Origin of the sequence: Pantoea dispersa (assembly GCF_019890955.1) — a bacterium.
GTDB lineage: Bacteria > Pseudomonadota > Gammaproteobacteria > Enterobacterales > Enterobacteriaceae > Pantoea > Pantoea dispersa.
In genome coordinates this window covers 595429-614067 of record NZ_CP082347.1, presented here as the reverse complement: position 1 = coordinate 614067, position 18639 = coordinate 595429, and the positions used below count along the sequence as shown (strand labels likewise).

Sequence of the window (18639 nt, the reverse complement as noted above, 5' to 3'; positions counted from 1 at the left end):
CCACGTCCACCTTTATACTCTCACTCTTCGCAAATGGACCAATGATGCTCTGGTTATGGAATGCGCTTATCCTGCTGGCTACCGTGATACTGATGGAGATCGTCGCGGCGCTGTCGCATAAATACATTATGCATGGCTGGGGATGGGGCTGGCATTTGTCGCATCATGAACCACATGAGAGCAAATTTGAGCTCAACGACCTCTATGCCGTAGTGTTTGCGCTGTTGTCGATTGGCCTGATTTGGCTGGGTGTCAACGGTGTCTGGCCGCTGCAATGGATTGGCGCTGGCATGACGACCTATGGCGCGCTCTATTTTATGGTGCACGACGGTCTGGTCCATCAGCGCTGGCCGTTCCGCTATATTCCACGCAAAGGCTATCTGAAGCGGTTGTATATGGCGCACCGCATGCATCATGCGGTGCGGGGACGGGAAGGCTGCGTTTCCTTTGGCTTTCTTTACGCCCCGCCGCTGCACAAGCTGCAGGCGACGCTGCGCCAGCGCCATGGGCGTCGTGTCAACGCGGACGCTGCCACAGACCGGCAGGACGCGCCTGGGGATGAGCAAGGCGCGAAGTAAGCGCGACGCCGGCACCTTTCACCAGCAGCGCCAGCTTTTCGCCTTTACTGGTGCGCTGGCGCGTATCCCATGCCCGGGCACCGGCATGCTGCACTTTTACGCCAATTTCCCGGTAAACGCCGCGCGCGGTGGCGATCGCCCACGCCGAACGGAGCGGCAATCCTGGCAGCCCGCTGCGCGCTGACTGATAGTAAGGTTCAGCCTCGCGCACCAGACGCGCTGCCAGCGGGGCCAGCGCTGCGCGATGTTGCGGATCGGCAAGCTGGGCGGCGCTCAGTCCGGCCTCATCCAGCCAGCTTTGTGGCAGATAGCAACGGCCATTCTCCGCGTCCTCAACGATATCCCGTGCGATATTAGTCAGCTGAAACGCCAGACCCAAATCACAGGCGTGATCGAGTACGCGCTCATCACGTACGCCCATCACGCGCGCCATCATTAACCCCACCACGCCGGCCACGTGATAGCAGTAACGCAGCGTGTCCCCGAAACACGCGTAACGTTCTTCACGCGCATCCATCGCAAACCCTTCCAGATGATCAAACGCCAGCTGCTGGGGAAGCTGATGTGTCAGCGCCACTTCCTGAAAGGCACGAAACGCTGGTTCATCCATGTGGGCACCGCTGTAGGCGCGGCGGGTTTCGATTTGCAGGTGGCGCATCCGTGCCTGGGCATCCGCCACCGCGTGCTGCGTGCCGCCTTCTCCCAGCGTCTGACCATCTATCACATCGTCACAATGACGACACCAGGCGTACAGCATCAGCGTACTGCGGCGCGTTGAAGGATCAAATAGCCGGGTAGCGCTGGCGAAACTTTTGGAGCCCTGCGCCATGGTTTGCGTGACCTGCTCAATCAGCGGCGGTTGGTTCATCCGGTCAGATCCTCCACCATCAGCTGGGCGGTCGCTTTCGCGGAGCCGATCACGCCTGGCACACCGGCACCGGGATGCGTGCCAGCCCCCACCAGATAAAGGTTAGTGATGTCGGCATCGCGGTTATGCGGCCGGAACCAGGCGCTTTGTGTCAAAATGGGTTCGAGCGAAAACGCTGAGCCCTGATGCGCGTGCAGCGTGTCGCGAAAATCAAACGGCGTAAACATACGGTGTGTCACTAACTGCTGTCGCAGACCCGGCATATAGTGCTCCTCCAGATAAGCAAAAATGCGATCGCGCAAGCGCGGTCCTTCCTGTTGCCAGTCAATTGCGGCGGTACCGAGATGCGGCACCGGCGCCAGCACGTAAAAACTGCCGCAGCCCGCCGGTGCCAGCGACGGATCGCTGGAGCAGGGCGCGTGCAGATACAGCGAGAAATCTTCCGCCAGCTGGCTGCTATTGAAGATCTCATCGATCAATTCACGATAGCGCGGACCAAAGCACACCGTGTGGTGCGCCAGCTGCGGGTGGGCATGATTAAGACCAAAATAGAGCACAAACAGCGAGTTGCTCATCCGCTTGCGCTTCAGCGTTGCCGCGCGTTTACGCGCCGCAGGATGCCGGCTTAACAGGCGATCGTAGGTGTGCACCACGTCAGCATTTGACGCAACGGCGGCGGCGGCAAAACGGCGCCCATCCTTCAGCTGGACACCGCTGATGCGGTTACCCTCGGTCTCCAGCTGGCTGACTTCGGCGTTGAGCAGCAGTTCACCGCCCAAATCGCGAAACAGCCGCGCCATGCCATCAACCAGCGCACCGGTACCGCCGCGCGGAAACCACACGCCCCATTCGCGCTCCAGTGCGTGAATTAAGGTATAGATCGAAGACGTTGCAAAAGGATTACCGCCGACCAGCAACGAGTGAAAGGAAAAAGCCTGGCGCAGATGATCGTCCTGAATAAATTTCGCCACCATGCTGTAGACACTGCGCCAGGCCTGCAGCCGACCCAGCTGTGGCCCGGCACGCAGCATGTCGCGGAAATGCAGAAAAGGCACGGTGCCCAGTTTCAGATAGCCCTCACGAAACACATCCTGTGAATAGGCCAGAAACTGGCGGTAACCGGCGACATCCTGCGGGTTAAAAGTGGCAATCTGCTGCTCCAGCTGCGCCTGATTGTTGTCGTAGTCCAGCTGTCTGCCGTCTTCCCAGCACAGGCGATAAAACGGCGTCACCGGCATCAGGTCAACATAATCACTGAGTTGCTTGCCTGCCAGCGTAAACAGCGCCTCGATAGCACTGGGATCGGTAATCACCGTCGGACCGGCATCAAAGGTAAAACCCTGATCCTGATAAACATAGGCGCGCCCGCCAGGCTTATCGCGCTGTTCCAGCAGCGTGACCGGCACGCCGGCCGCTTGCAGACGAATCGCCAGCGCCAGGCCACCGAAGCCTGCGCCAATCACATAGGTGCGTTTCATTATTTCTTCCCTGGTAACGGAGAGGTCATCATCAATGCGCGCAGCGCTTCGCCGAGAGGGACCGGCGGTTTGCCGCACAGAATGCGTGCTTTATCGCTGAGGCGCAGTTGCCCGGCGTAAAAGCGGCTAATCAATCCGGCGTCAAGCCGGTAAAAACGCTGCATCACGCGCCAGCGCTGTTCAGGCCGTCCGGCAAGAAACAGCATGCGATTTAACAGACGGAAAAAGCGCTGCTCGCGCCAGTGCTGACGGGCAAAGGATTCGATGCAGTGGCTCAGCGTATGGGCATCGGCGGGCAGCGTGCTGGCAATCTTCTCCGCCAGCGCCACCGCGGCGGGCAGCGAGTAACCGGTGGTGGCGTGAAACAGTCCGGCGCGCAGCCCGCTGCACGGTTGTCCGTGCTGCTGTTGCCAGAACTGATCGATATCGCCGCTGAGCGTGATCGGCAGCGAGCCGTGCTCCTCGCGCAGCAGCTGGCGCAGATTCCAGCCGCGCTGGTGGGCATAATCCGTAATGTGCCGGCGCGCCTGTGCGGCATCCAGCGTGGCATGGTTGATGTAGTGGGTATCTTCAATCAGTAAACGGCTGGCACTGAGCGGCAGGGTGTAAACAAAGCGATAACCCTGTTGCTGATCGACGCTGGCGTCCATCAATATTGGCTGCTGCAGGCCATGCGGCGCGGCCAGCTGCCACTCCTGACCGACAAATGCCTGATAGCCGAGCTGCAGATGCGGTGTCGGCTGCAGTCCGCGTCCGTCAATCACCGCCTGCGCCTGTAACATCCCGCCATCCGCCAGTCTGACCCCGGTGGGCGAGACCTCGCTGACCGGCGCTGCGGTGCGTAGCGCGGCACCGAGCACCTGCTGTAAGTGCCGGGCAAAATCCTCCGAGGCAATCGAGCAATATTCTCCATCCAGCTGGCGACGCAGGGTGGGGAAGCGTACCTGATAACCGGGCCAGCGCGCCGAAAGCAGCGGCTCGAGCCAGCGGAACTGCGCTTCGCTGACGTCTTCGCGATGGAACGACCAGGTATGATTGCCGGCCGGCTGCGCCTGACTCTCCAGCAGCAAAACCTTAAGTGCGGGCTGCAGCTGGCGTAAACGCAGCGCAATCAGCCCGTTGGCCAGGCCGGCACCGACCAGAATGACATCATAAGGTGCGCGCATCAGGTGGCCTCCGCCAGCACGATTTGCTGCTGACACAGCGCCTGCTCGACAATATCCGCCGCGCGCGTACAGCCACCGGCCCGCTGCAGCTGCGCCTGAATGGCTGACATGCGCAGACGATAGCGATCGTCACTCAGCAATTGTTGCAGGTGTCGCTCCAGCTGCGCGACCCGGCTGAAACGTGAGGCGCGCCGGCCGACGCCGTGCCACTCAATACGTGCCGCCACACCGGGCTGATCGAAGGCGATCGGCAGCGCCAGCATCGGCGTGCCACACTCCAGCGCTTCCAGCGCACTGTTCAGACCGGCGTGAGTGATAAACAGTTGCGCATGCTGCAGTGCCGCCCGCTGATCCACAAAATCGGTCACCCACGCAGCACCGGCCAGTCTGAGCTGATGTGCCTGGCTGGCGGTCAACCCGCCACAGTGCGCCACCACCAGCGACAGCTGCTGATTGCGGCAGGCCTGAGCCAGATGCAGAAACAGGCGAAAGCGATGCCCCTGTAGCGTGCCTAGCGAGGCATATACCACCGGCTGGCGCAGCGCTGGCCAGGGTGCGGCGAGCGCGCCGCTAGCGACTGGAGTCCGCAGCGGGCCCACGCTGTGATAGCAGGCTGGCAGTTGCTGACGCGGAAAATCAAAAGCGGGCACCAGCTGACTGATTTGCGCCAGCGGCGACAGACACTGATGTAAGCCATGGCGCTCGGGCAGGCCGAAGGCGCGCGCATGACGAGCGATGACAGCGCCATGACGACGCATGATGCGGTCGTAGATGTCACTGCTGGCCTGATAGCGCTGCAGCGCTTTCTCATCCTGAGCAAAGCGAAAGGGCATTACGGCCAGCGGAATGGCCGCTTCGCGATTGACCGGCAGCGCGCAGGCCACCGACACGAACGGCAGCTGTAACGCCTCTGCCACCAGACCACCCGCCGCTTCCATTTGGTCGGCAATCACGCCATCGACCTGCAGGCGTTTCAGCACCGCGGGCAGTTCGCGGCACAGCATATCGGTGGTGCTGGCCAGATCGTGAATCACGCGAAACAGCGATAGCCCGCCCGGTGCGGCCAGCCGCCTGAGTTCGCTGGAGAGCGATCCGGCAGGATGCGTGCGCTCGCCGACGGCCACAAAGGCAATACGCTCGTCGCTCAGCAAGGTGCGTGCATCACTTTGCTGGATAAAGGTGATGCGATGTCCGCGCGCCAGCAGCGTTTGCGCCAGCGCCTGCAATGCGTGAAAGTGGCTGTAGAGCGGTGGCGCAATAACGGCAAAATGCCCCATAGGTATGACCGGCTTCAGTTGAACATCGCCAGCTGTTGATTAAACAGGGCGTGCATATATTGACGGGTGGCGACACCGCGATGGCAGGCGCAGGCAAGGTGTGCATCGGCACTGCTGAGATGGTCGCGCAGACGACGTTCAGCCCCTTCCGGGCCCAGCATCTGCACCAGCGTGGATTTGCCCTGATCCTGATGACAGTCCTTGCCGGTGTGTTTTGAGCCATCGGCCAGGTCGTCCAGTAACTGGAATGCCTGACCTAAATCCTGCGCAAAATAGCTTAAACGCTGACGCACCTGCACTGACGCATCGGCCGCAATCGCCGCCATCTGCAGCGTGGCGCGAAACAGGACGCTGGTTTTCAGTTCGTTGGTCAGGGTGATGGCTTCCGGACTGCGGCTGTGTGCGCCGTCATGCAGATCCTGGAACTGACCCTGAACCAGTCCCTGCAGGCCCACGGCAGAGGAGAGCTCGGCAATGGCTTCGGCTTTGTGCGTTGCCGGCAGACCCGGCGCGAGTGCAATCACCTCAAAGGCGCGGCTGAGTAGCGCGACCGCCGCCAGGATAGCCACGTTTTCCCCATATTCACAATGGATTGCCGGGCGTCCACGTCGCATCCGGGCGTTATCCATTGACGGAATGTCGTCAAGGATCAGTGAGGCGGCGTGCACCATTTCGACCGCACAGGCAAGATCAAGGATACCCTGCTGCGCCACGTCACAGCCCATATCGCGTGCTGCCAGCAGCAGCAAGAGCGGACGAATACGTTTGCCCGGTGCCAGCGTGCCGGCACGCATGGCGGCCCGAACGCGATCGGCCTGCTGCCCGGCAGGCAATAAATGTTCAAGATGAGCCTGCAATGCGTGATGCAACTGAAGGAGATCGCTTTCCTGGCTTGCTGTGGTATCGACATGGGCGGTCATAGCGGCTTTCCATGGTTAGTTAAATTCTTGTGCTTTTTCAATTAACCGTAGACCCGGTAAGGGGAGTGCGCCAGCGAGCGAAGCGACTTTAACACACCGTCACGCTTTTTTTATTTATTGAATAATCTGAGAAGTAATTCCTATGACCCTCAGGCCAGTTTTCGCTGCGGTGACTGCTATGATGACGGGCAATCAGAGGAGACAGCTATGACGACGCAAAAAGTGGCGATAATCGGTGCGGGTGTGATCGGCCTCGCCGTGGCGTGGGCGCTGGCAAGGCAGGGCGCGCAGGTGACCCTCTTTGACCGGCAACACATGGGCGCGGGCACCAGCAGCACCACATTTGCCTGGGTGAACTCCAACGGCAAACAGCCTGCCAGCTATCACCGCCTCAATGCGCTGGCGATGGAGGAGCATATCCGGCTGCAGCTGACGCAGACCAATGGCGTGCGCTGGCTGGAACCTTGTGGCACCTGGGAGTGGGCCGGCGCGGGTGAAGCCGAACAGCAACTGCAGCAGCGTGCCACCTCATTACAGGCCGCTGGCTATGCGGCACGGCAAAGGACGCTGGCCGAGCTGCAGCAGGAAATTCCTGAACTGCGCGCGTCTGCGGTACACGGCAGTATCTGGCATTTTCCAACGGAATCAGTGCTCTATCCGGCGCTGTATCTGGCACGGCTGTGGTCAGAGGCGCAGGCGCACGGCGCGGTACTGCATCAGCATCAGGCGATTCAGCACATTAGTGAAAATGCGGAAGGCGTGACGGTGCAGCTGGAGCAGGGTGAGCAGTGGCAGGGCGACCGGCTGGTGCTGGCGACCGGACGCTGGGCCAATCAGCTGCTGCATACGCTTGGTCTGGAACTGGCGCTGATTGACACCAGCAAGCCTGATGCGGTGGCCTGCAGCTTTCTGGCGCGCACCGCACCACAGCCGTTATCGCTTGGCACCAACCTGATTTCTCCGCAGCTGAACGTGCGCCCGGACGGCGGCGGGCGGTTACTGTTACAGGCGCTGGATCTCGATCACCTGGCCGATCCGGACGCGCCGCCGTCGACTCATGGCGCCATGGCCGATCAGTTTCGTGAGCGCTACCGGGCGCTGTTTGCCACGGCCGGTGCGTTGCAGATCGAGCAGATTGTCGTCGGGCAGCGGGCGCGTCCGGCTGATGGCTTGCCGGCGCTGGGCTTTGTCACCCCGCATCAGCGCGTGTATGTCGCGGTGACGCACAGCGGAGTCACGCTGTCACCGCTGATTGGCCGGCTGGTGGCAGAAGAACTGATCGGCGACAGTCCCAGCGACCTGCTGAAAGAGTTCCGGCCACAACGGCTGATCGGCAAAACCGCCAGCGCGTTTGCACCGATTCAGCGAAACTTTCCGGCGGCACAGTGAGCGAAGCGATGGCGCAGACCACAGGGTAGCGGGTTGATTAATTTTTAACCTGAATTAAGGCGTAGGCTGATCGCGATCAAAAAAACATCTGTCGGGCTGCTCAACCATGGAAGGCGAAACATAAGCCAAATGGAGGTGAGTATGCGTACCACCCTGATGACGCTGCCGCAGATGGCGCATTACCTTGATATCCCCTGTACCACGCTGGCGCGTGCTATGTGTAATCGTGGCACGCTGGAGAAATTGCCGCTGCCGGCGGCGGTTGATGACAGCCTGCCGCTCTCCTCTCGCTGCTGGTCACGCGAAGAGGTCAGGCAGTTTCGCCATCGGCTACAGCGCCGCCGCCATCAGCGCTAAGCGAATCCAGCCGGTCGTCCTGACCGGCTGAATATCAGGCAGCGACACCATTCGGCCGTGCAGCGACATGACCGGCCCACAGGCTGGCAACCCACTTCACACCTTTCGCGGTAAACCGTGCCTGCGAAAAAGCATGCTGGTTTTCACCCATTCCGCTGCGCAGCGCAAAATAGCCAGCCTGCAGATGGTGCTGCTGTGGCGTCAGCGCACCTTTGTCACGGTACATAATGTTGCGCTCAAGCAGAAACTGCCGAAACTCCGGCTCTTTCACTTTGAGCATTTTGCACAGCTGGCGAAAACCCAGCGACTCATGCACATCAACAAAGCGATCAAAGAATTCTGCCTTTGGGGCCGTCAGCGCCAGTTGCTGTTCCGCCGCACGGCGTTGCTCAAACTGTTCTGCCCAGGCACGGGCCGCTTCCGCCGGATTGGTGAAATCGGGCAGATGGGTGAATTTTTCCCGCTCCTGCCAGCGGTCCAGCAGTTCGGCGGTAAAGCCAGGGGAAAGACGAGCAACCGCCAGCAGCGAGTCACGTTTATTTAGCTGAAACTCCTGACGTGTCTCACCTTCATGCTCGTAATGATTCACCGTGACAGGCTGGGAAAGGCGCTGCGCGGTTTCCAGGCTTTTAATCAGGCGCTTCACTTCGCCATGCGTGATGCCGGTTATTCTGGCAATTTCACGGCTGCTCATCAGCAGGGTTGCGTTGAGAGCAGCAAGACTTTCCGTTGAGATCATCATCAGTATCACCTCTTACAAACGTGGAACAGTCCATCAGACTGCTGGATAAGTATACAATATACTGTTTGCATATCCAGTATTATTTTTAGCCGTTACTGTAAGAAATGCCTCTCTGCGAGATATCGCACAAAGCGCAACTGCGCCGGACCCCGCTCTGCACCCGATACCGATACGCTTGCCTATTCGACTATTGCTACCAGGCTTAAGCGATTCAGGTTAAATAAAGACAGCCTTTCGTTACGCTTATTTATGAGGAGCCGATTATGAAAGCGTTAACTTATCATGGCCCACATCGGGTGCGCGTTGAAACTGTTCCTGACCCGATTTTAGAGCAGCCGGACGACATTATTTTACGCGTCACCGCGACGGCAATTTGCGGCTCCGACTTACATCTTTATCGCGGGAAAATTCCCGGTACCGATCACGGTGATATATTTGGTCACGAATTTATGGGTGAAGTGGTCGAAGCGGGGAGTGAGGTTACCAACGTAAAAATTGGTGATCGCGTTGTGGTGCCCTTTGTTATTGCCTGTGGCGACTGTTTCTTTTGTCATCTGCATCAGTATGCAGCCTGTGAAAATACCAATAGCGGGCGCGGTGCTATTTTAAACAAGAAAAATATTACCCCGCCTGCAGCGTTATTTGGCTACAGCAAACTGTACGGTGGCGTGCCGGGCGGCCAGGCGGAATATGTACGGGTGCCAAAAGCCAATGTCGGGCCGTTTAAAGTGCCGCTGGCGCTACCGGATGAGAAAGTGCTGTTTCTCTCCGATATCCTGCCCACCGCCTGGCAGGCAGTGCAAAATGCCGGGCTGGATAAAGGCTCCAGCGTCGCCATTTTTGGCGCCGGCCCGGTCGGGTTACTGAGCGCCGCCTGCGCGCGTCTGGTTGGTGCGGAAGAGATCTTTATGATTGACCACAACGCTTATCGACTGGAATTTGCCCGCCAGCGTTATGGAGTTACGCCGATCAATTTTGATGAAATCGACGATCCTGCTGGCTGGATCATTGATCATACCCAGGGCCACCGGGGCGTTGATGCGGTAATCGATGCGGTAGGTTTTGAAGCCAAAGGCAGCCTGACGGAAACGGTGATGAGTAATCTGAAGCTGGAGGGCAGCAGCGGGAAGGCGCTGCGGCAGTGTATTGCGGCAGTGCGCCGTGGCGGTGTGGTCAGCGTGCCGGGCGTGTATGCCGGCTTTATCCACGGCTTCCTGTTTGGCGATGCATTCGATAAAGGACTGACGTTTAAAATGGGCCAGACGCATGTGCAGGCCTATTTACCGCGCCTGCTGTCGCTGATTGAGCAAGGGCTGCTGACGCCGGAAGAGATTGTGACGCACCATATGCCGCTGGAAGAGGCCGCGCGCGGCTATGAAATCTTTGAAAAACGTAAAGAGGATTGCCGCAAAGTGATTCTGGTGCCCGGTATGGCCAGTACCACGCCAGCGGCCTGAGTACTGACAGGCTGCCTGACGGCAGCCTGCTTCCGTGGCTTAACGCACGATATCTTCATCGCGGTCGTTGAGCTCGGGTAGTGCAATTTGCCGTGAGGGCGCGTTATCCAGCCGATCGCCATAATCAGCACTGACATCGGGCAGGCTGGTAAACTGGCCATCGACGAACAAAAAGCTCAGGTGTTTTTCCACCTCGGCCAGTAATTCGTCCACTTCCTGCTCCGTTTCTCCCCCGGCATCTTTACCGTCCAGCTGCCAGCGATAACGATCGCCCACTCTTTCCGCACCGCCAATATCAACGATGTGGCCATCGATATTTTCCACCAGTAAACGCTGACGGGAAAAATAGAGTAAATAGGGCATCCGATCGCGATTGTTTTCTGACATAACATAACTCCTTCATGACGTTACCACGGTTAGCGCAGAAAATAATAGCGAAACGCAAATACTGCCCAATATACCGCGTTCAGACCTAAATAAGCCCAGCACCCCCAATAAGCCACAGGCTCGCGACGGGTGCGCAGTTTAGGTAAGAAAGCCAGTAAATAACCGGCTGCAGCAATAAGCGAAACGAAATAAAGTAGTTTCATGCGCTCTCCTGAATTTATTATCGTCTGATAAGCATAGTCAGGATAAATAAGGTTGGGGATAGCGCAGGTGATTCAGGGATTAATCAGTTGCTGCAGCGCCGCTGCGCTGGCGGCATCATCCGGCACATACACCAGCAGGCGGTCGCCGTTGCGTGACGCCGACCACCAGTTGTTCTGGCGCAGGGTCATTTCGCCCACTTCGGCACGGTAAAAGCGTTTCACGCGGTTTTCTACCTTGCCCAGTTCGTAGCGCTGCCAGGTGTGCGCGAACTCATCGGAACTGTTCAGCAATCGCGCCAGAAAGCTTTCCCAGTGCGGATCGCCCAGATGCTCGCCCATCTGACCGCGAAACATCGCCACCATCTGTGGCATTACTTCGTCCCAGTCGGTCATCACGTTACGCCAGCCGGCATGGTTGAACGCCAGCCAGATACAGTTGCGATCTTCCGGCGCGATCTGGGCTAAATCGACGCCCATCAGCGCACACCACGCCTGGTTATAGCCGAGAATATCGAAGCGCGGCGTTTCGATGATCGCCGGCAGCTGAATGGCATCCAGCATTTGCTGATTATGTCCGGCGAGTTTGCAGCAGGCAGCAGCGACGCGCGTCGATGGCAGAGTGTGTCCGGCCAGCGAGAAAAGATGCTGCGTCTCAACATCATTGCATTGCAGGGCGCTGGCGATGGCCGTCAGCGTTTTGGTGGAGGCTTTGATATCGCGCCCCTGTTCCAGCCAGGTGTACCAGGTGACGCCGACATCCGCCAGCTGCGCTACCTCTTCACGGCGTAAACCCGGCGTGCGGCGCTGACGCATGCGCGGTAAACCGAGGCGGTTAGGATCCAGGCTCTCACGGCGCGTACGTAAAAAGGTACCGAGTAATTTACGGTTGTTCAGCTCAGCGGGGGTAAGGGTTTGCGCGGTGCTCATCAGCAGCTCTCCAGACGAGACGGGTAGAATTTATACCATGATAATCAAGAACTGGTACCCGTTTAATGGTTAGGTGATGCTATGCCGTAGTGAAACTAAAAACAAGGTTAACGCTATGCAGACATCGCAACTTCAACGTGCAGGACTGGTGGTCCTGCTGGCCGGGCAGCTATTGCCGATGATCGACTTTTCCATAGTCAACGTCGCGCTGGATGCGATGGCGCAATCGCTGCGTGCCTCGCCGATCGCGCTGGCGCTGATCGTGGCGGTGTACGGTATCGCTTTTGCTATTTGTCTGGCGATGGGCGGACGCCTGGGCGATAACTTTGGCCGCCGTCGCGTGTTTCTTGCCGGCGTGTGGATCTTTGGCATTGCGTCATTATTGTGCGGCATCGCTAACAGCGTCGGCATGCTGATGTTTGCGCGCGCGCTGCAGGGCGTCGGTGCCGCTTTTATGGTGCCGCAGATTCTCGCCACGCTGCACGTTACGCTGCAGGGCAGGGCACATGCGCGGGCGATTGGCCTGTACGGCGGTATCGGCGGGCTGGCTTTTATTATTGGCCAGGTGCTGGGCGGTTTTTTGATCAAAGCCGATATTGGCGGCTACGGCTGGCGCAGCGTGTTTCTCATCAACCTGCCGATCTGCCTGTTCGTCCTGCTAACCGCGCGCCGCTTCGTGCCGGAAACGCATAACCTCAAGCGCGTGCCGGTGGATGTGAGCGGTACGCTGCTGCTGGCTGGCGCGATCGGCTGTCTGATGCTGGCCCTGGCACTGGGGCCGCTGCTGCACTGGTCGTGGCCGTGCCTGTTACTGCTGGCGCTGTTTCCGTTGTTTCTGCATCGACTGCGCCACAGCGCGCTGCGACTGGAAGCCGCTGGCGGATCGCCGCTGCTGCCACCCTCGCTGCTGCGTCTTTCCAGCGTGCGTTTTGGTCTGACGCTGGCGGTGCTGTTCTTCTCCTGCTGGAGCGGCTTTATGTTCGCGGTGGCGCTGACGCTGCAATCCGGCATCGGCATGACCGCTTTCCAGTCCGGCAACGCGTTTATTGCCCTGGGTGCGGCCTATTTTATCGGCTCAATGCGTACTACCCGCATGGTTGAGCGCTATGGTAAACGTGCCACGTTACTGTCTGGCTGTGCGATTCAGATGGTCGGGCTGGTGGCGCTGATCGCGACGCTGCAGCTGAAGTGGCCGCAGGTGGGCATTGCTACGTTGATTCCGGCTACCGCGCTGATTGGCTTTGGCCAGTCGTTTATTGTCAGCACCTTCTACCGGATTGGCATGAGCGGGGTGCCGCATCATCAGGCCGGCGCAGGCAGTGCGGTGCTGTCTACCGTGCAGCAATCGGCGCTGGGACTGGGACCGATGCTGCTCGGCGGCGTGTTCACCCAGATCAATCAGCATGGTAATCATCTGGCAGCCATCAGCGGTACGCTGGCGGTGGAGTTGCTGATGATGGCACTGCTGGTGGTGCTGACCAGCGTCAACCGCCGGACGTTCCCTCCGGCGACGGCTGAAGGCTGACGCCGGAGGGAAAAAGTCAGCCCGTCTGGTCACTGTAAACGCTGACCCTGCAAGGTAATAACAGGTTTTGGGCCGGGTGCGCATTGATGCGCCCCGGCACCTGAAAACCGCTTCGCGCTTACTTTTCCGCCAGGCGTAAACCACTTTCGGCATCGAACAGATGAATTTTTTGCGGATTGAAACCGATGCGCAGCGTCGCGCCGCTGCCGGCTGCATGCCGGCCGGCCATCTGCATATGCAGCGCATGACCGTGCCAGTCAAGGTGCAGCAGAGTTGATTCCCCGGTAATCTCCACCACGTTCACCCGCGCAGGCGCGCCGTCCTGCACTTCGCACAGATCGTGCGGGCGCACCCCCAGCGTCACGGCAGCGCCTTCACGTTCCCGCGCCACCGCCTGCCACTGCGCGGGCAGCGGTTGCCACCAGTCCTGACACTGCACGCCCGGCACGCCGTCATGCGTCAGCAATTGTGCCGGTAACAGGTTCATGGGCGGCGAACCAATAAAACGCGCCACAAAGGTATCTGCCGGACGATCGTAGATCGCCAGCGGTGCGCCCTGTTGCACGATGCGTCCCTCTTTCATCACCACAATCTGGTCGGCCAGCGTCATCGCTTCTACCTGATCGTGCGTGACATACACCATGGTGGTTTTGAAACGCTGATGCAGCGACTTGATCTCGGCGCGCAGCTCCATGCGCAGCTGGGCATCAAGGTTAGAGAGCGGTTCGTCAAACAGAAACACCTGCGGATTACGCACCATGGCGCGGCCCATCGCCACGCGCTGACGCTGCCCACCCGAGAGAGCGCGCGGGTAGCGCTGCAGCAGCTTATCAATGCCAAGAATCGCGGCGATGCGCGCGATTTTCTGCTGCTGCTCATCGCGGCGTACCTTCTTCACCTGCATATGGAATGCCAGGTTTTCGGCCACCGTCAGATGCGGATAGAGCGCATAACTCTGAAACACCATCGCAATGTCGCGATCGGCGGGATCGCGATCGTTAATCTGCACTTTATCCATCAGAATCGCGCCGTCGGACAGGCTCTCCAGTCCGGCGAGCAGGCGCAACAGCGTCGACTTGCCGCAGCCGGACGGGCCAACCAGCACGGTAAAGCTGCCGTCGGGAATGGTCAGGTCGAGCGGATGCAGCACCGACTGTTTACCGTAGCGCTTGGCCACTTTAACGAGTTCAACACCGGCCATAATTTAAAACTCCTGTGCGCATAGTTGCAGTTGTTGCCAGTCGGGATAGCGACGTGGCTGCGTGCTGATTGCCAGTGAGGCCACCGCAATGCCCCATTGCAGCGCGGTGGCAAGATCCTGCTGATGCAGCAGCGCGGTAAGAAAACCGGCGTTAAAGCTGTCGCCGGCACCGATGGTGTCGACCACCGCGACCGCGCGAGCGGGCTGTTGCAGGCTGTGCTGACGTTGCCAGCAGCCCGCGCCCTGCGCACCGCATTTCACCACGCAGCCGCCGCGCCCGCTGAGCCGTTGCGCCAGAAGATGCGCACCGGTGTGCAGATTATCTGCGCCACTCAGCCCGAGCGTTTCGACTTCATTGAGCAACAGCCAGTCGCACTGCGGCAGCCAGCGGGCGATCTGCGCATGCACTTCATCGCTCCAGCCCTGCGGCGGCCAGCCGGTATCGACGGCAGTGATAAACCCGCGCTGCTGCAGTTCGGCCAGTAACTGCGGATAGTCCTCATACAGTTGCAGGCAGAGAAACGTGCCGCACAACAGCACGATATCGCCGCTGCTGGCTTGCGCCGGGAGCTGGCTCAGCACGTCCTGCGCGCTGAGCCGCACAATGTGACCGAGATTACTGAGGAACGATCGCTCGTGATCGGAGTGCGTGACGCCAACGGTGAGCGAGGTTTCGCAGGCGTAGCGCGTCCAGTGCGCCGCGCTGTGCGGAAAATGGCTCGCCAGCCATGCGCTGAGGCCGTCATCGCCCTGATTAGCGACGGCGCGATGGCGCACCTGCATCGCTTCCAGCGCCAGCGCGCAGTTGCCCGCCGAACCGCCCGGACGCAGCTCACTGTGCTGCAGCATCACTTCGGTGCCGCGCTGCGGCCAGCTGTCCAGCGTACCCATGATGACATCGACATTGATATTGCCCACCACGTAGAGCGTGGCGCGGGCTTCCTTATTGCTCATCATCCTTTGCTCCCGCCACTGGCAAGGCCGCTGACCAGCGTTTTTTGCAGCCAGATAGCGATAAAGAGAGGAGGAACCGACGCCAGAATACCGACGGCGGCAATCAGCCCATCGTCGGTGGCGCGGCCTGCGGTAAAGCCGGCAATGGTGACCGGCAGGGTTTGCGCGGCGATGTTACTGGTGAACAGCAGGGCGTAGAAAAATTCATCCCACGCCAGCAGCCAGCCAAACAGCGCCGCCGCGCCCAGCACTGGTTTCGCCAGCGGCAGCGTAATGCGCAGCAGCACCTGCCAGACGCGCAGTCCATCAAGACGCGCAGCCTGTTCGATATCCTGCGGCAGGGCATCAAACTGGTTTTTCAGCATCCAGGTGAGAAACGGCAGAATCAGGGAGCAGTACACGATGATCAAACCGGGTCGGGTGTTGAGCAGATCGAACTGCTGCAGCAGAAAGTAGAGCGGCAGCACAAACGCCACCGGCGGCACCATATAGATGGCCAGAGACGCGAACAGCCAGCCGTCACGGCCGCGATAGCGCGAGAAGCTGAACGCTGCCGGGATCGCGAGCAGCAGGCACACCAGCGTTGCGCCGGTTGCCACCAGCAGGCTATTACCCAGCGCATGCAGGAACAGCGCGCCGGGCTGGCCGGGTTCCAGCGAGATCAGCCTGCCGTAGCGGCTGAAATCCCACTGGCGCGGCAGCCACTCCAGCGGCACGCGTGTCAGATCGCTGGTGGCGCTGACGCTCATCAGAAACAGCCAGCCCATCGGTGCCACGACGGAGAGCGCCACCAGCAGCGCCGCCGCGTATTTAGCGCAGGTACGCAGTTTAACCTTCATAGGCACTTCCCCGACGGCGCTGCCGCCACAGTAATAGCATGTAAAGGGTGATCAGCACCGCGCACAGCAGCGTCATTAACATGGCATAAGCCGCACCGCTGCCGGCGCGCAGGTAGCTGAAGGATTCCTGATAGACGTAAAAGCTCAGCGTTTTGGTGCTGTCGACCGGACCGCCGCGCGTCATCACATAGATGATGTCGAAGATCTTAAAGGCGTCGATGGTGCGTAACACCAGCGCCACGCTGAGCGATCCGACAATCGCCGGAAAGGTGATGGCACGAAAACGTCGCCATGCCGATGCGCCATCCAGCCGCGCCGCTTCGTAGAGATCCTCCGGCACCGACTGCAGTGCTGCCAGCACCAGCAGCGTCACCAGCGGATAGTTTTTCCAGATGTCGGCAAACATTACCGCGTTGAGCGCGGAAGCCGGCGATCCCAGCCAGCTGCGGTAGCCATCGATGATACCGAGCTGCGTCAGCAGGGCGTTGATACTGCCGTAGTCCGGATTGAAATTGAGGCGCCACATCATGGCGTTCACAATGGTTGGCAGCGCCCACGGCAGAATCACCAGCACGCGCAACACGTTACGTCCGGCGAATTTCTGGTTGAGCAGCAGCGCAACCAGCACGCCGATGACGCCTTCAATCGCTACCGACACCACGGTGAAGTAGAGCGTGCGCCACAGCGAGGTTTGAAAATCCGCATCGGTAATGGCGTAGAGATAGTTCTCCAGGCCAATCCATTGCGGCGCTTCACCGCCGCTGCCAATCAGCGCGGCGTCGGTAAAACTCAGCCAGATAGTGCGCAGCAGCGGCCAGGCGGTGAGCAACAGCATCACCAGTAGCATGGGTGCCAGCAGCACCCACGCCTGCCGTTGTTCGCGTTGACGCAAACTCAGCATACTGACCCCTTAACGCAGACGCGCCGCACTTTTGTCTACCGCCTGCATAGCTGCTTCCGGCGTCGCGCTGCCGACCAGAACCTGTTGCAGTTGCTGCTGCAGGGTGTTGGAGAGACGTGAGTAATCAGCGGTTTCCGGACGCGACAGCATGACATTAAGCGATTTGTCGGCCGCAGCGATCAGGCTCTTCTGATTCTTACTGACCGCGGGATCCTGGTAGGAGCTTTTCCAGATCGGCAGACTGAGCGTGGCGTATTTATTCTGTACCGGCTGCGAAGTCATGTAACTGATGTACTGCCACGCCTGCTCCGGATGGCTGCTGCCTTTGGCAATGCCCAGACCCATCGAACCGTTGACCGCGCCGAAACGATTGGGCGCATCACCAGGTGCCGGCATGATGCCAACCTGGCCGGCGACTTTACTCTGTTTGGCATCGTTGGCCATGTTGTACATGTAGGTCCAGTTGAGCGCGAAAGCCGCATCGCCGTTGGAGAAGGCTTTGCGCACATCCTCTTCCAGATATTCGCGCGAAGCCGGGTTGGTCAGGCCCTCATCGAGCGAGCTTTTCATCAGCTTCACCGCCTGCAGCGAGGCTGGCGTAGAGAAATCGAGCTTACCGTTGTTATAGAATTTGCCGCCGAAACCGGAGACCAGCGTGGTGTAGTCACACACCAGCGCTTCCGCCTGTGACCAGCTCCATACCAGCGGATATTTAACGATATTTTTCTGCTTAATGATGCGCGCATCATCCATCACCTGCTGCCAGGTTTGCGGCAGATCTTTGATGCCGGCTTTTTCCAGCATCGCTTTGTTGTAGTACAGATATTTGGTGTCGAGGATCCACGGCATGCCCAGTGTTTTGCCTTTGAACACCACGGTGTTCATTGCGCCGGGGAAGATTTTCTCTTTTTCATCTGCGCTGATGCGGCTGCTGACATCCTGCAACAGGTCGAACTTGCTGAATTCAGCCGGCCAGATGGCATCAAACAGCACCACATCGTAACCGTTGCCGCCCGCGCCGCGTGCCGCGACAATCTTATCGTGCAGCGCTTCGTAAGGAACAAATTCCAGATTGACCTGCACGTCCGGGTGCGCTGTCTGAAACGCCTGCGTCATGGCGCGGATATCGTTTTCACTGTAGGCCGCCTGCGTCATAAACAGGGCGTTGAGCGTAGTGGTAGCCGCTGCCGCGCTGCCCGCGCAGGCGAACAGTACGGCGGCAAAACAACCTTTCATCTGATTTTTCATTGCGTTCTCGCCTTCATGCAGTAGAGGGTGTTTAATTAAATCAATTTGATTGATTTAATATCGCGCGCAGATTGCCAGCGCGCAGTGGCTGACAGCAGTGAGCTAAAGCAAGGGACGTGCCAGGGCAGAAAACAACGCTGCCATCCGACACTACTTTGCACAGATTTTTGCCGCTGTCAGGTAAACAGGTTGTAAAATGTGTGGCCGATCATAGATATTGAG

General features: G+C 59.3%; 19 protein-coding genes. 5 read left to right on the top strand and 14 right to left on the bottom strand.

All coding sequences use genetic code 11. The features are described 5' to 3' along the window. Positions 1-44: 44 nt before the first annotated feature. Positions 45-578: a sterol desaturase family protein gene (locus K7H94_RS21585; protein ID WP_022547228.1), complete on the top strand. Its 534-nt coding sequence runs from the start codon at positions 45-47 to the stop codon at positions 576-578. On the opposite strand, the gene crtB is transcribed toward K7H94_RS21585, so the two are convergent. The 5 genes from crtB to K7H94_RS21560 are packed head-to-tail and all read right to left on the bottom strand — an operon-like array spanning position 517 to position 6287. Then, complete coding sequence (gene crtB, locus K7H94_RS21580; protein WP_222952204.1) at positions 517-1446, bottom strand: 15-cis-phytoene synthase CrtB; 930 nt, start codon at positions 1444-1446, stop codon at positions 517-519. The genes K7H94_RS21585 and crtB overlap by 62 nt on opposite strands. Next, complete coding sequence (locus K7H94_RS21575) at positions 1443-2924, bottom strand: phytoene desaturase (RefSeq protein WP_222952203.1); 1482 nt, start codon at positions 2922-2924, stop codon at positions 1443-1445. Before K7H94_RS21575 ends, crtB begins: the two co-directional genes overlap by 4 nt. Beyond that, positions 2924-4090 carry a lycopene beta-cyclase CrtY gene (crtY, locus tag K7H94_RS21570; RefSeq protein ID WP_222952202.1) on the bottom strand — a complete coding sequence of 389 codons (1167 nt, stop codon included), beginning with the start codon at positions 4088-4090 and terminating at the stop codon, positions 2924-2926. The genes K7H94_RS21575 and crtY overlap by 1 nt, the downstream gene beginning before the upstream one ends. Continuing rightward, complete coding sequence (locus K7H94_RS21565) at positions 4090-5367, bottom strand: glycosyltransferase (RefSeq protein ID WP_222952201.1); 1278 nt, start codon at positions 5365-5367, stop codon at positions 4090-4092. The genes crtY and K7H94_RS21565 overlap by 1 nt, the downstream gene beginning before the upstream one ends. A 14-nt stretch (positions 5368-5381) precedes the next feature. Further along, a complete protein-coding gene (locus K7H94_RS21560; RefSeq protein WP_022547229.1) occupies positions 5382-6287 on the bottom strand; it encodes a polyprenyl synthetase family protein in 906 nt (301 codons plus the stop codon). A 117-nt stretch (positions 6288-6404) separates the two neighbouring features. Between K7H94_RS21560 and K7H94_RS21555 the strand changes: the two genes are divergently transcribed. Then, entirely contained in the window at positions 6405-7676 is a 1272-nt protein-coding gene (locus K7H94_RS21555; RefSeq protein WP_338047827.1) for an NAD(P)/FAD-dependent oxidoreductase, read from the top strand. A 141-nt stretch (positions 7677-7817) separates the two neighbouring features. Continuing rightward, the gene (locus tag K7H94_RS21550) at positions 7818-8033 is read left to right on the top strand and encodes a hypothetical protein (RefSeq protein ID WP_021508891.1); all 216 of its coding nucleotides are present in this window, start codon (positions 7818-7820) and stop codon (positions 8031-8033) included. 34 nt (positions 8034-8067) lie between these two features. Here K7H94_RS21550 and K7H94_RS21545 read toward each other — a convergent pair whose 3' ends face one another. Further along, entirely contained in the window at positions 8068-8775 is a 708-nt protein-coding gene (locus tag K7H94_RS21545) for a phage antirepressor KilAC domain-containing protein (RefSeq protein ID WP_021508892.1), read from the bottom strand. A 263-nt stretch (positions 8776-9038) separates the two neighbouring features. Here K7H94_RS21545 and K7H94_RS21540 point away from each other — a divergent pair, with 263 nt between their 5' ends. Next, positions 9039-10232, top strand: coding sequence for a zinc-dependent alcohol dehydrogenase (locus K7H94_RS21540; protein ID WP_058781047.1), 1194 nt, complete (start codon positions 9039-9041; stop codon positions 10230-10232). A gap of 39 nt (positions 10233-10271) precedes the next feature. Here the strand turns inward: K7H94_RS21540 and K7H94_RS21535 are convergent, their stop codons facing one another. The 3 genes from K7H94_RS21535 to K7H94_RS21525 form a co-directional block, all read right to left on the bottom strand. Further along, the gene (locus K7H94_RS21535) at positions 10272-10619 is read right to left on the bottom strand and encodes a hypothetical protein (RefSeq protein WP_021508894.1); all 348 of its coding nucleotides are present in this window, start codon (positions 10617-10619) and stop codon (positions 10272-10274) included. A 29-nt stretch (positions 10620-10648) separates the two neighbouring features. Further along, the gene (locus K7H94_RS21530) at positions 10649-10822 is read right to left on the bottom strand and encodes a hypothetical protein (protein ID WP_021508895.1); all 174 of its coding nucleotides are present in this window, start codon (positions 10820-10822) and stop codon (positions 10649-10651) included. Between the two features lie 72 nt (positions 10823-10894). Then, positions 10895-11749, bottom strand: coding sequence for a helix-turn-helix transcriptional regulator (locus K7H94_RS21525; RefSeq protein WP_021508896.1), 855 nt, complete (start codon positions 11747-11749; stop codon positions 10895-10897). Between the two features lie 115 nt (positions 11750-11864). Between K7H94_RS21525 and K7H94_RS21520 the strand changes: the two genes are divergently transcribed. Continuing rightward, positions 11865-13274: an MFS transporter gene (locus K7H94_RS21520; RefSeq protein WP_222952199.1), complete on the top strand. Its 1410-nt coding sequence runs from the start codon at positions 11865-11867 to the stop codon at positions 13272-13274. Between the two features lie 118 nt (positions 13275-13392). Here the strand turns inward: K7H94_RS21520 and K7H94_RS21515 are convergent, their stop codons facing one another. The 5 genes from K7H94_RS21515 to K7H94_RS21495 are packed head-to-tail and all read right to left on the bottom strand — an operon-like array spanning position 13393 to position 18417. After that, positions 13393-14475 (bottom strand): ABC transporter ATP-binding protein, encoded by a 1083-nt coding sequence (locus K7H94_RS21515; protein WP_058776100.1) that lies wholly within the window; start codon positions 14473-14475, stop codon positions 13393-13395. A 3-nt stretch (positions 14476-14478) separates the two neighbouring features. Further along, entirely contained in the window at positions 14479-15429 is a 951-nt protein-coding gene (locus tag K7H94_RS21510) for a carbohydrate kinase family protein (RefSeq protein WP_420874740.1), read from the bottom strand. Next, positions 15429-16268: a carbohydrate ABC transporter permease gene (locus tag K7H94_RS21505; RefSeq protein WP_021508900.1), complete on the bottom strand. Its 840-nt coding sequence runs from the start codon at positions 16266-16268 to the stop codon at positions 15429-15431. The genes K7H94_RS21510 and K7H94_RS21505 overlap by 1 nt, the downstream gene beginning before the upstream one ends. After that, entirely contained in the window at positions 16258-17169 is a 912-nt protein-coding gene (locus tag K7H94_RS21500) for a carbohydrate ABC transporter permease (RefSeq protein ID WP_021508901.1), read from the bottom strand. The genes K7H94_RS21505 and K7H94_RS21500 overlap by 11 nt, the downstream gene beginning before the upstream one ends. 9 nt (positions 17170-17178) lie before the next feature. Beyond that, the gene (locus tag K7H94_RS21495; RefSeq protein ID WP_222952197.1) at positions 17179-18417 is read right to left on the bottom strand and encodes an extracellular solute-binding protein; all 1239 of its coding nucleotides are present in this window, start codon (positions 18415-18417) and stop codon (positions 17179-17181) included. Positions 18418-18639 lie beyond the last annotated feature (222 nt).